The organism is Sphingomonas parapaucimobilis NBRC 15100, from assembly GCF_000787715.1.
Lineage (GTDB): Bacteria > Pseudomonadota > Alphaproteobacteria > Sphingomonadales > Sphingomonadaceae > Sphingomonas > Sphingomonas parapaucimobilis.
Genome location: NZ_BBPI01000064.1, coordinates 1 through 12,545 on the forward strand (window position 1 = coordinate 1; position 12,545 = coordinate 12,545).

The 12,545-nt window shown below is 66.5% G+C and carries 9 protein-coding genes; 6 read left to right on the forward strand and 3 right to left on the reverse strand.

The window, feature by feature from the left end:
- Positions 1–181: 181 nt before the first annotated feature.
- Positions 182–1,051, reverse strand: a complete 870-nt coding sequence (locus SP5_RS19895) for a phasin family protein (RefSeq protein WP_042488250.1) — start codon at positions 1,049–1,051, stop codon at positions 182–184.
- An 85-nt stretch (positions 1,052–1,136) separates the two neighbouring features.
- Positions 1,137–2,852 carry a PHA/PHB synthase family protein gene (locus SP5_RS10755; RefSeq protein ID WP_042488252.1) on the reverse strand — a complete coding sequence of 572 codons (1,716 nt, stop codon included), beginning with the start codon at positions 2,850–2,852 and terminating at the stop codon, positions 1,137–1,139.
- 120 nt (positions 2,853–2,972) lie between these two features.
- Here SP5_RS10755 and SP5_RS10760 point away from each other — a divergent pair, with 120 nt between their 5' ends.
- Positions 2,973–4,184: an LL-diaminopimelate aminotransferase gene (locus SP5_RS10760; protein WP_042488253.1), complete on the forward strand. Its 1,212-nt coding sequence runs from the start codon at positions 2,973–2,975 to the stop codon at positions 4,182–4,184.
- A 148-nt stretch (positions 4,185–4,332) separates the two neighbouring features.
- Here SP5_RS10760 and SP5_RS10765 read toward each other — a convergent pair whose 3' ends face one another.
- Positions 4,333–5,475 (reverse strand): GGDEF domain-containing protein, encoded by a 1,143-nt coding sequence (locus SP5_RS10765; protein WP_042488256.1) that lies wholly within the window; start codon positions 5,473–5,475, stop codon positions 4,333–4,335.
- A 255-nt stretch (positions 5,476–5,730) separates the two neighbouring features.
- Here SP5_RS10765 and pheS point away from each other — a divergent pair, with 255 nt between their 5' ends.
- The 5 genes from pheS (at position 5,731) to SP5_RS10790 (ending at position 12,430) form a co-directional block, all read left to right on the forward strand.
- The gene (pheS, locus tag SP5_RS10770; RefSeq protein WP_174435533.1) at positions 5,731–6,822 is read left to right on the forward strand and encodes a phenylalanine--tRNA ligase subunit alpha; all 1,092 of its coding nucleotides are present in this window, start codon (positions 5,731–5,733) and stop codon (positions 6,820–6,822) included.
- Entirely contained in the window at positions 6,819–9,182 is a 2,364-nt protein-coding gene (pheT, locus tag SP5_RS10775) for a phenylalanine--tRNA ligase subunit beta (protein WP_042488261.1), read from the forward strand. Before pheS ends, pheT begins: the two co-directional genes overlap by 4 nt.
- Positions 9,175–10,056 (forward strand): aldose 1-epimerase family protein, encoded by an 882-nt coding sequence (locus SP5_RS10780; RefSeq protein ID WP_042488264.1) that lies wholly within the window; start codon positions 9,175–9,177, stop codon positions 10,054–10,056. The genes pheT and SP5_RS10780 overlap by 8 nt, the downstream gene beginning before the upstream one ends.
- Positions 10,057–10,323: 267 nt before the next feature.
- Positions 10,324–11,850: a peptide chain release factor 3 gene (locus SP5_RS10785; protein WP_042488267.1), complete on the forward strand. Its 1,527-nt coding sequence runs from the start codon at positions 10,324–10,326 to the stop codon at positions 11,848–11,850.
- Positions 11,851–11,908: 58 nt separating this feature from the next.
- Positions 11,909–12,430: a hypothetical protein gene (locus tag SP5_RS10790; RefSeq protein WP_157013676.1), complete on the forward strand. Its 522-nt coding sequence runs from the start codon at positions 11,909–11,911 to the stop codon at positions 12,428–12,430.
- Positions 12,431–12,545: the final 115 nt, after the last annotated feature.

Genomic DNA, 12,545 nt, shown 5'->3' on the forward strand with positions numbered 1-12,545 from the left:
CCAAGGACTGCGTTCACGGGTTGATCGAACCCTTTGATCTTGCCGCTCCCCTCCCGCAGGCGGGAGGGGATGGGGGAGGGTAAGCCACGGGCGATTTACGCGCCGCATCTCCCCAAACGAAAAAGGGCGGCCACCGAAGTGACCGCCCCTATCCTGTCCCGCAAAGGACCCCGTCAGCGAATTACGCGACGGTCTTCATCTTCTCGGCCGCGACCGCCAGGCGGTTGCTGAGCGGCTGGGCGATCTCGCCAGCCAGCTTCATCATGTGCTCGGTCGAGCGCGAGGTCTCGGCGACCATCGAGTCGAAGCTCGAACGGGCGAAGTCCGACTGCAGCTTCATGAACTCGGTCGGCGACTTGACCTGCGACAGGGTCTGCATGACCTGGCTGACCTGCTCGAACGAGCGCTTGGCATAATCGGCCGCGCCCTGACCCAGCGTCTCGGCGCCCTTGGCGGCGATCTTCGACGATTCGACGACCGCTTCCAGGTTTTCCTTGTTGAAGGCGATCATGTCTTCGAACAGCTTGGCGCTCTTTTCCATGCCGGCCTGGGTGCGGGCCTGGGCTTCGCCGAACATCGCCTGGGTCTTGGCGGCGGTGTCCTTGGCGGCGTTTTCGATGGTGCTCGTGGCTTCCATGATGGTGTCCTTGGGCTTTGAGTCCGCCGAAACCGCGGCGGTCGGGGAAGAAAGGATGGGCTTGGCCGATTCGGCGACGGGCTGCACGATCGGCACAGCGGACTTGGCCGCTTCGACCGGCTTGGCCGCCAGAGCGGGAGTCTCGGCGACCGGCTCGACCGGAGCCTCGGGCGCCGGAACGGGTGCGGCCACCACTGCCGCGACGCTCTTCTCGGCAGTCTTGGCCGGAGAGGTCAGCGGCAGGCCGGTGTTCGCGGGCGCCGTCTTGGCGACGGGTGCCGCAACCGCAGGCTTGGCATCGGACGGGGGATCGGAAGGAAGACCGGGCAACGTCTTCGCGGCGGCCGGTTTGGCGCTGCGACGAGGCTTGGCCGCCGACTTCGCGGCGGGGACGGTCGGCTTGGTCTTGTCCAAGAACACTCTCCCGGTTTGTTGCACTGCACAATAGCGATTCGGGCTGTCGAAATCAAGTCTATTGTGCGGTGCAGCAAAACTGAAACTAACGCTGTCTGACGTAGCGTCCGGGCGCTTCGTCGAGGGCGGGAAGTGCGCCTTCGCCCGGCACCCGCGCACCCGTGACCGCGACGGTGGTCGAGTCGCGCTGGCGCAACCAGGCGGCCCAGTCGGGCCACCAGCTGCCCTTGGTCTCGGTCGCGCCCGCGACGAACTCGGTCAGCGTCGCGGCGGGCTGGTCATTGGTCCAATATTGATATTTGCCCGAGGCGGGCGGGTTGACCACGCCCGCGATATGCCCCGATCCCGCCAGCACGAAGCGCAAGGGGCCGGTGAACGCCTCGGTGATCTTCCATACGCTTTCGGGCGGCGCGATATGATCCTCGCGCCCTGCCTGGACATAGGCGGGGGTGGCGACCTTCGTCAGGTCGAGCGGCACGCCCGCCACCGACATCGCGCCGGGCTTCACCAACATGTTGTCGCGGTAAAGATCGGTCAGATAGCTCAGATGCCATTTGGCGGGCAGGTTGGTGACGTCGCCATTCCAGTGGAGCAGGTCGAACGGCACATAGTCGCGGCCCAGCAGATAGTTGTTGGTGACGTAATTCCAGATCAGGTCGCGCCCGCGCAGCAGGTTGAACGTCATCGCCAGATAGCGCCCGTCCAGATACCCCTCGGGCGACAGGGACGCGATCAGCTTCAACTGCTCGTCATCGACGAAGTGAAGCAGCTCGCCCGCCTTGGAGAAATCGACCTGCGCGGTGAAAAAGGTGGCGCTGGCGACCTTCGCCGCCTCGCCCTTCGCGGAGAGATAGGCGAGCGTCGCGGCCAGCGTCGTGCCGGCCACGCAATAACCGACGCTGTGTACCGCCTCGACCGACAACAGCTCGCGCACCGTATCGATCGCATCGACCTGCGCCGCGACATAATCGTCCCAGATCACGTCCTTCATCGTCGCGTCGGCCGACTTCCACGACACCATGAAGACGCTGAACCCCTGGTCGACCAGCCATTTGATCAGGCTTTTCTCGGGCGCGAGGTCGAGGATGTAGAAGCGGTTGATCCAGGGCGGGAAGATCAGGATCGGCACCGCCGCCACCTGTTCGGTGGTCGGGGTATAATGGATCAGCTCGAACAGGTCGGTGCGCTTCACCACCTTGCCCGGCGTCGCGGCCAGGTTGCGCCCGACCTCGAAGGCGCGCGAATCGCTGTGCGTCAGCTGTCCGCGACCCATGTCGGCGAGCATGTTCTGAAGACCTTTCAGCAGATTCTCGCCGCGCGTCTCGACGATCCGGTCGAGCACTTCCGGGTTGGTCGCGGGGAAGTTGGTCGGGCTCATCGCGTCGATGAAACCTTGTGCGGCGAAGCGGATCTGCTCCTTCTGCTTCGGGTCGACGCCCTCGATCGCCTCGACGCCGCGCAGCATATGGTCGGAGATGACCTGGTAGCTTTGCCGGATCCAGTCGAAGAGCGGCGACTGCCACTGTTCGGCCTTGAAGCGGCGGTCTGCTTTGGGAGCCACGCTCGGTTCGGCGGCGGGGTCGACGAATCGCTGCCACAGCTTCATCGAATCGGACCAGAAATCACGGACCCGGCCCATCGTGGCGGGGTCGTTGAAGCCCGGCACCACCGGCATGCCCTCGGGCGGGGGCGAAAGTGCGGCCTCCATCATCATCTGCTGCGCCCGGCCCATCACCCAGGTCCAGTGTTGCAACTCTTCCAGGGTAGGCATGGCAGGGACTGTCGCGGGGCGGGCCGTCATCGCATCCTCTCGTTCGTATAACCCCGTCTTAGCGTCAGGATATTGCGCCGTCATGTCGGGTCGCGTTGGGAAACGAAAGACGCTAAGGTCCGGGTCCCAAATCGTTACACAGAGGGACCCATGTCCGAAGAGTTCTACCGCATCAAGCGCCTGCCGCCCTATGTCATCGCCGAAGTCAACGCGATGCGGGCGGCGGCGCGCGCGGGCGGCGAGGACATCATCGATCTGGGCATGGGCAATCCCGACCTGCCGCCGCCGCCGCATGTCCTCGAAAAGCTGATGGAGGTGATCCAGAAGCCCGACGCGCATGGCTATTCCCAGTCCAAGGGCATCCCCGGCCTGCGCCGTGCCCAGGCCAATTATTATGGCCGCCGCTTCGGCGTCGATCTCGATCCCGAGACTGAGGTGGTCGTCACCATGGGCTCGAAGGAAGGGCTGGCCAGCCTCGCCACCGCGATCACCGCGCCGGGCGACGTGATCCTGGCGCCCAATCCCTCCTATCCGATCCACACCTTCGGCTTCATCATCGCGGGCGCGACGATCCGCGCGGTGCCGACGACGCCGGACGAGGCCTATTTCGAGAGCCTGGAGCGGGCGATGCACTTCACCGTGCCGCGCCCCTCGGTGCTGGTCGTGAACTATCCGTCCAACCCGACCGCCGAGACGGTGGACCTGGCCTTTTACGAGCGCCTCGTGGCGTTCGCGAAGAAGCATGAGCTGTGGGTGCTGAGCGACCTCGCTTATTCCGAGCTTTATTATGACGGCAACCCGACGCCTTCGATCCTTCAGGTCAAGGGCGGCAAGGACGTCGCGGTCGAGTTCACCTCGCTGTCCAAGACCTATTCGATGGCGGGCTGGCGCATCGGCTTCGCGGTCGGCAACAAGAAGCTGATCGCCGCGATGACGCGGGTGAAGTCCTATCTCGACTACGGCGCCTTCACCCCGATCCAGGCGGCCGCCTGCGCCGCACTGAACGGGCCGCAGGATATCGTCGAGCGGAACCGCCAGCTCTATCACAAGCGTCGCGACGTGCTGGTCGAGAGCTTCGGCCGGGCGGGCTGGGACATTCCGAGCCCCAAGGCCTCGATGTTCGCCTGGGCGCCCTTGCCCCCCGCGCTCGCGCATCTGGGCAGCCTGGAATTCTCCAAGCAACTGCTGACCGAGGCGAAGGTCGCGGTTGCGCCGGGCGTCGGCTACGGCGAGAATGGCGAGGGCTTCGTCCGCATCGCGCTGGTCGAGAACGAGCAGCGGCTCCGTCAGGCGGCGCGCAACATCAAGCGGTATCTGCAATCGATGGGCGTCAACACGCCGGGGTCGGCCAAGGCGCTCTGACGCGTGAGGCGAGGACGGATCGACATCCGGCCACCCCTTTCATTCCTCCCCTGCAAGGGGAGGAAAAGGTGAATGTCGATCCGACCGAGCAGGGCGGGCCGCCAACCGGCCGCCCGCCCTTGCTCATGGCGCGCTTCGAGAGATCGGGTCAGGCGGCTTGCGCGTGCGGGCGTCGCGCATGGCGGACCCGCTTGATGGCATACATCGCCTCGTCCGCCTGCCGGATCAGCCGGTCGAGCCCCTTGTCCGCCGATCCGGTCGCAAGGCCGATGCTCAGCGACGGCGGATAGGGCGAATCGACGGCGGCGACCACCGCACGGTCGAAACGCTGGGACAGGGCCTTGCGCAGCAGGTCTGCCTCGGCATGGCTGGCGGCGGGCAGGACGCAGAGAAACTCGTCGCCTCCGATCCGAACCACCTGTCCCCGTGCGCCCAGTTCGGCCTGGGCCAGGTCGACCAGCAGCCGCAGCACCAAGTCCCCGGCCGCATGACCTTTCGTGTCGTTGAGCGCCTTGAAATGATCGATATCGATCAGCAGCAGGGCGACCGGGCCGTGCATGGCGATCCGGTTCTGGTCCAGTCCGAAGCGGTTCAGCGCGCCGGTCAGGCTGTCGCGACAGGCCTGTTCGCGCAGTTCGCGCTGGGTGCGCTCGGACTCGATCAGCAGCAGCGAGAAATGGGTCAGCGTCACCATGATGATCGCGATGCCGACCGACCAATGCGCTATCGGATCGGTTTGGGCCTGCCAGTCGGGAAAGGTGAATCCGATCAGGTTCAGCGCCATGTTCAGGAGGAAGGCCATCGTCGAGAGGGCGAAGATGCCCGCCATGATCCAGGCGGTCTTCAGCCCCTCCCGCCGGGCGATGCCGGTCACCAGCCAGGTGAGCGACAACAGGCACAGCGTTCGGGCCATGCCCATCGCCGCCACGGTCCAGCGGACGTCATGGGGATCAAACAGCAGGAGCGCGACCAGCGCCGCTCCGGTTGCCCCGAACAGCAGCATCAGGAGGCGCGGCGGCGTCCGGCCGCTGATGGTCGCGGTGCTGCGGATGCTCAGGGCGAGGCCGATCACCAGGGTCAGGTTGAGCAGGCGTTCGACCGGCATCGTGTTGGAGCCGTCGAAGAGCAGCGACAGCCCGTTGGCCAGGCCGATCAGGATTTTCGCCAGTCCCCAGTCGCGCACCCATCCGCCACGGTCCCGGCGTGTCAGGCCCGGGGTCAGGTGCAGCGCGCCGATGATGAAATGGCTGATCGCGGCGATCACCTGGATGGTAAAGACATCGAGAATCAAGATGGGCGTTCCGTACCGGGCATGGCACGGCCCCTCGCAAGGGCCGCGAGGCAATCTTAACCTATGACATATTGAGGAAAGGTTGCCGTGACATCGGGCATCATGGCGGCCGTCACGATCGCGGATCATGCGTGAAGGATTGATCCCATGGCCACCCAGCCGCTACGGCAGGGGCAATCCCGCCAACGGGCCACGCCCTTCACGGGGGCGCTAGAACGGCCGACGGAGTGACATGTGAGTAACGAACTCGAACAAATGCGTGAGCCGCTGCTCGCCGCCATCGCCGATGCGCCCGCGCTGGATGCGCTGGAGACGATCCGCGTCGACACGCTGGGCAAGCAGGGGCGCATCACCCAGCTGTTGAAGACGCTGGGCAAGATGAGCCCCGAGGAACGCCAGGTCGAAGGGCCGAAGATCCACGGCCTGCGCGAGGCCGTCACCGAGGCGCTGGGTGCCCGCAAGTCCGCGCTGGAGCAGGCGGCACTCGACGCGCGCCTCGCGTCCGAACGGCTGGACATGACCCTGCCGGTCGAGGGCGGCAGCTTCGGCACCGTCCACCCGGTCAGCCAGGTGATGGACGAGCTGGCCGAGATCTTCGCCGATCTGGGCTTCGCGGTGGCGACCGGGCCGGAGGTGGAGACCGACTGGCACAATTTCACCGCGCTCAACATCCCTGAGACGCATCCGGCACGCGCGATGCACGACACCTTCTATCTGGCGGGGGTCGAGGCGGGCGGCGACGAGCGTACGGTGCGCCGCGTGCTGCGCACCCACACCTCGCCGGTGCAGATCCGCACCATGCTCGACCAGAAGCCGCCGATCCGCATCATCGCGCCGGGCCGCACCTATCGCTCCGACTCGGACGCGACCCACACGCCGATGTTCCATCAGGTCGAGGGGCTGGTGATCGACAAGGGCATCACGCTCGGCCATCTCAAATGGACGCTGGAGACCTTTCTGAAGGCGTTCTTCGAGCGTGACGATATCGTCCTGCGCCTGCGCCCCAGCTATTTCCCCTTCACCGAACCCTCGGCCGAGGTCGATGTCGGCTACACCATCGAGAAGGGCAAGCGCGTCATCGGCGGCCACCCTGGAAGAGATGGGGGCGGCGGCTGGATGGAGGTTCTCGGCTCCGGCATGGTCCACCCGAAGGTCATCGAGGCGTGCGGGCTTGATCCGAACGAATGGCAGGGCTTTGCCTTTGGCTGCGGCATCGATCGCCTCGCCATGTTGAAATACGGGATGGACGATCTGCGCGCCTTTTTCGACGGCGATATCCGCTGGTTGAAGCATTACGGGTTCGCGAGCCTCGACGTACCCACGCTGTCGGGAGGAGTCGGCGCATGAAGTTCACCCTGGGCTGGCTGAAGAGCCATCTGGACACCGACGCCTCGCTCGACACCATTGTCGAGGGGCTGACCCGTATCGGCCTGGAGGTCGAGAGCGTGCACAATCCGGGCGAGGCGCTCTCCTCGTTCCGCGTCGCGCGCATCCTGTCGGCCGAGCGGCATCCGCAGGCGGACAAGCTGCAAGTGCTGTCGGTCGATGCCGGTGACGGCCCGATGCAGGTCGTGTGCGGCGCGCCCAATGCGCGTGCGGGCCTGGTCGGTGTGTTCGGCGCGCCGGGGGCCTATGTTCCCGGCCTCGACGTGACGCTGAAGGTCGCCGCCATCCGCGGCGTCGAGTCGAACGGCATGATGTGTTCGGCGCGCGAGTTGCAGATCGGCGAGGGCCATGACGGCATCATCGAACTGCCCGAGGATGCGGTCGTCGGCACCTCCTTCCCGGATTATGCGGGGCTGAACGATCCGGTCATCGACGTGTCGATCACGCCCAACCGGCAGGACTGCATGGGCGTCCACGGCATCGCGCGCGATCTCGCCGCCGCCGGTCTCGGCACGCTGATCGCGCCGACCGTGCCGGAGGTGCCGGGCGAGGGCGCTGGCCCCGATGTCCGTATCGAGGACGCCGAGGGCTGCCCCGCTTTCTACGCGCAGGGTGTGTCGGGCCTGACCAATGGCGAGGCCCCCGAATGGATGCGCCAGCGGCTGACCGCGATCGGGCAGAAGCCGATTTCGGCTTTGGTCGACATTACCAACTATATGACGGTCGATCTCGGCCGTCCCTTGCACGTCTATGACAAGGCCAAGCTGTCGGGCGGTCTGGTCGCACGCCAGGCCCGCAACGGCGAGACGGTCGAGGCGCTCAACGGCAAGACCTATAGTCTGTCGGAAGGCATGACCGTCATCGCCGACGAGGCGGGTGTGCATGATATCGGCGGCATCATGGGCGGCGAACATTCGGGCGTGTCGGAGACGACCACCGACGTCATCATCGAATGCGCGTACTTCGCCCCAGAGGCGATCGCGCGCACCGGCCAGAAACTGGCGCTGACCTCCGACGCGCGGACCCGGTTCGAGCGCGGCGTGGACCCGGCCTTCCTGGACGACGGCCTCGCCATCGCGACGTTCCTCGTGCTCGAATATTGCGGCGGCACCGCCAGCGCGGTGACGCGCGCGGGCAAGCCGCCAGTCGTTGGCAAGACTATCGGTTATGATCCGAACTTGGCCGAGACGTTGGGCGGCCTCGCCATCGCGGCGGACCGTCAGAAGGCGATCCTCGAGTCGCTGGGCTTCACCGTCACCGCCGACTGGCAGGTGACCGCACCGAGCTGGCGTCGCGATGTGGACGGCCCCGCCGATCTGGTCGAGGAAGTCATCCGTATCGAGGGGATCGACCATGTTCCCCCAGTTGCGCTCCCCCGCACCCCCGGCGTCGCGCGTCCCACCGCTACGCCGCAGCAGAAGCTGGAGCGCCGCGCCCGCCGCGCCGCCGCCGCGCGTGGTCTGGACGAAGCGGTGACGTGGAGCTTCATCAGCGAGGCGCAGGCCGCGCCATTCGGCGGCGGCGCCTTCACGCTCGCCAACCCGATCAGCGAGGACCTGAAGGTCATGCGGCCTTCGTTGCTCCCCGGCCTGCTCGCCGCGACCGAGCGCAACATCAAGCGTGGCGCGACGTCGGTGCGCCTGTTCGAGATCGGCCGCCGCTATCTGGAAGAGGCCGAGCGGCCGACGCTCGGCGTGGTGCTGGCAGGCGACAAGAGCCCCCGCAACTGGCGCGCGGGCAAGGCGCAGGGCTACGACGCCTATGACGCCAAGGCCGAAGCCATCGCGTTGCTCGCGCAGGCGGGTGCGCCGGTCGACAATCTCCAGGTGATGGGCGAGGCGGGCGATGCCTGGCATCCCGGCCAGTCAGGCACGTTGCGGCTGGGTCCGAAGACGGTGCTGGCGGCGTTCGGCATGGTCCACCCTTCGGTGTTGAAGGCGTTCGACCTCGACGGCGCGGTGGCGGCGGTCGAGCTGTATCTTGACGCCATCCCGCCCAAGCGGGCGACGGGCTTCATGCGTCCGGCCTATACGCCTCCGGCGTTGCAGTCGGTGAAGCGCGACTTCGCCTTTCTGGTGCCGGACACGCTGGCGGCCGACATGCTGATCCGTGCGGTCCGGGCTGCGGACAAGGCGGCGATCACCGCCGCGCGTGTCTTCGACGTGTTCGCCGGGCAGGGTGTGCCCGAGGGCCATAAGTCGGTCGCGGTCGAGGTCCTTCTGCAACCCCAGCAGAAAAGCTTCACCGACGAGGAACTGAAGGCCATCGCCGACAAGATCGTCGCGGCCGCCGCCAAGCAGGGAGCGCAACTCCGTGGCTGACGCAGAAAACTGGGTCCGCATCGCCAATGACCATCTGTCGGCGGCGATCAATCCGTTCGGGGCCGAGCTGTCCTCGCTGAAGGATGCAGCGGGCCGCGAGTTGATGACCAACGCGGACCCGGCTTTCTGGACCGGCCGCGCACCGCTGCTCTTTCCGGTGATCGGCGTGACCCGCGACGGCATCCGCCTGGACGGCCGGCATTATCCGATGGCCAAGCACGGCTTTGCCCGCCACTCGACCTTCGAGCTGGTGACGCACGAGGCCACCCGCGCGGTCTTCTCGCTGGGCGACAGCGAGGAAACGCGCACCTCCTATCCTTTCGCCTTTCGGCTGGAGGTGGAGTTCCGGCTGGAGGAGGCGACGCTCGCGGTGGAGGTCCGCGTCCTCAATCGCGGCGAAGTGCCGATGCCCGCCAGCTTCGGCTTCCACCCCGCCTTCGCCTGGCCGCTGCGCTACGGCAAGGCCCGCGCCGACCACCGCATCGTCTTTGAACAGGACGAGCCCGCCCGTCTGCGCGAGATCGCGCCCGACGGCCTGATCGCTGAAGCCCGCCGCGACAGTCCACTTGATGGCCGCGTTCTGCACCTGGCCGACGACCTGTTCACCAACGACGCGCTGGTCTGGGACCCGGTCGAGAGCCGCCACGTCACCTACGGCGCGGACGGCGCGCCGCAGTTGCGCATAGCCTTCCCCGATACCGACAAGCTCGGCATCTGGACCAAGCCCGGCGCGGCCTATGTCTGCGTCGAGCCCTGGCACGGCATTGCCGACCCGGAAGGGTATGACGGCGAGTTCACCGACAAGCCCGGCGTCTTCGTCGTGCCGGTCGGCGGTGAAAAGGTCATGCAGATGACGGTGACGCTGGCGGGGTAAAATCCGCTAAGCCCCTCCCCTTCAGGAACATCAGGTAAACCGCGTCCCACGCGGTTTAGATCAGGCTGGGAGCCTGATCGACCTGATGCTGGGTTGGGGTGGGGCCTCGCCTCGGGTGCCGCGCCTGAGGAAGCGCCCCACCCCCGGCCCCTCCCCTGAAGGGGAGGGGAGATTTGGCAGGGGCCTGTCTTGTGCCACAATTTGCTGTAACAGGCGCATCATCTCGGGCGCTCGGACGCGCCATTTCCCTATTCGACAGAGCCGCCCATGACTTCCCCCCGCCGTACCTTCGCGATCATCTCGCACCCTGACGCCGGCAAGACGACGCTGACCGAAAAGCTGCTTTATTTCGGCGGCGCGATCCATCTGGCGGGCGAGGTCAAGGCGCGGGGCCAGAATCGCCGCGCGCGGTCGGACTGGATGAAGATCGAGCAGCAGCGCGGCATCTCGGTCACGTCCTCGGTGATGACGTTCGAGAAGGACGGCGTGACCTTCAACCTGCTCGACACGCCGGGCCACGAGGATTTCTCGGAGGATACCTACCGCACGCTGACCGCCGTCGACTCGGCCGTCATGGTCATCGACGCGGCGCGCGGGATCGAGGCGCAGACACGCAAGCTGTTCGAGGTGTGCCGCCTGCGCTCGGTGCCGATCATCACCTTCATCAACAAGGTCGACCGCGAAGGCCGTCCGCCCTTCGAACTCCTCGACGAGATCGCCGACATCCTCGCGCTCGATGTCGCGCCGATGAGCTGGCCGGTCGGCATGGGCGGGTTGTTCGAGGGCATTCTCGACCTGACCACCGGCAAGGTCAGCCGTCCCGAGGGCGACAGCCGCGCCTTTCACGGCAAGGTGGACGATGCGCCGACCCTGCCCGCCGAGATCGCCGAGGAAATCGAGCTGGCCCAGGCCGGTTATGCCGAATTCGATGGCGAGGCGTATCGTAATGGCGACCTGACGCCGGTCTATTTCGGCTCCGCGCTGAAGGACTTCGGGGTCGCCGAGCTGATCGACGCGCTGAGCCGCCATGCGCCGAGCCCACGCCCACAGCCCGCCGAGCCCGCGCCCGTCTCGCCGGACAACAAGGAAGTCACCGGCTTCGTGTTCAAGGTGCAGGCGAATATGGACCCGCAGCATCGCGACCGCATCGCCTTCATGCGGCTGTGCTCGGGCACGTTTAAGCGCGGCATGAAGCTGACGCCGACGGGCCATGGCAAGCCGATCGCGGTCCATTCGCCGATCCTGTTCTTCGCGCAAAATCGCGAAGTCGCGGACGAGGCGTTTCCGGGCGACATCATCGGCATTCCGAACCACGGCACGCTCCGTGTCGGCGACACGCTGTCGGAGCGGGCGGACGTGCGCTTCACCGGCCTGCCCAATTTCGCGCCCGAAATCTTGCGCCGCGTCGCGCTGAAGGACCCGACCAAAACCAAGCAGCTGCGCAAGGCGCTGGACGACATGGCCGAGGAGGGCGTGACCCAGGTCTTCTACCCGGAGATCGGGTCGAACTGGATCATCGGCGTCGTCGGGCAGCTCCAGCTCGACGTGCTGCTGTCGCGACTGGACGCGGAGTATAAGGTCGCGGCGGGGCTGGAGCCTGCGCCATTCGACACCGCGCGCTGGATCACAGCGGACGATCCCGCCGACCTGAAGGCGTTCATGGATCTAAACCGCTCGGCCATGGCCAAGGACCGCGACGACAACCCCGTCTTCCTTGCCAAGAGCGCCTGGGAAGTCGGCTATGTCGCCGATCGCTATCCCAAGGTCCGCTTCCTCGCCACGCGCGAGCGCTGAGACGGAACCGGAGGCCCGTGTCGCGGCTTCATGGCGCATGATCGAACAGGGACTTGGCATGGACCGCACCGCAATCGAGCAGACCTTCGAAGCCAATGAGAAGCTGATCCGCCGCCGCGCGCTGAAGGCGGGGGCCAAGGCGCTGACCATCGGCACCGAGAGCTTGGCCGAGACGATCGACGCGATCGGCGATGCCTATGGCCTGACCGGCGCGCAGCGTCGCCAGCTGGAGCCTGGCATGGCGATCGAGGCGCAGGAGATCGTCGGCAAGTTGAAGGGCTTTGTCGGTCCGGCCGCATTGTTCAGCGACCTTCGCGGCGGCGCGGGGCTGCTGTCGCAGGCCAAGGCGGCCGGGCGGCTGGCCAAGACGGCGCGCAAGATCGGTCGGGGTGGCCTGGCGGCGGGCCGGGTGGCGGCGCGTGGCGGGCGTGCGGCACGCGGACTGCCCTGGGCGGCGCTGGGCGTGGCGGCCTGGGGCGTCGGCAATGGCGGCTGGTTCTGGTGGAAGGCGCACGCCTATAACCGGGCGTGTTGGGATTTGTTGTTGGGTGAACAGGGCGGGGTGGTTCAGCCTGCCTGATCTTGGCCGGACGATGGGGCGTGGGCTTCGACTTCGCTCGGCCTGGACGGCTGTTTGAAGCGGACCATATCCCCAACCTCCGTTCAGGCTGAGCGAAGTCGAGGCCTACGCCCCA